Consider the following 261-nt stretch of genomic DNA (forward strand, 5'->3'; position numbering starts at 1 on the left):
GTAAACGGATAATATTACGTTTAGGTGGGGTAAGGGCGCCCTTATTACATAACCAAGGTTTAGTATAAGGACTTATGGCTAGCACGTCGCCGCTTTGCAGTGCACGGCCATTAAAGCCGCCAATGGCTGCCCCTAAATCGGTAGATTTAGAACCCATAACCTCTGGGCATTCAATACCGCCTTTTACCGCAATATAAGCACGGGAGCCACCACGGCCGGTTACAAATTTAAGCGTTTGCATTGCTTTTACTGGGTAACTCC

The 261-nt window shown here is 47.5% G+C and carries 1 pseudogene; it reads right to left on the reverse strand.

What is annotated here, in order from left to right:
* Positions 1-261 (reverse strand): annotated as a pseudogene (locus SB765_RS30810) (hypothetical protein); the annotation flags it as partial.

This window comes from Pseudomonas sp. SIMBA_067, assembly GCF_046534675.1.
Classification (GTDB): Bacteria; Pseudomonadota; Gammaproteobacteria; order Pseudomonadales; family Pseudomonadaceae; genus Aquipseudomonas; species Aquipseudomonas putida.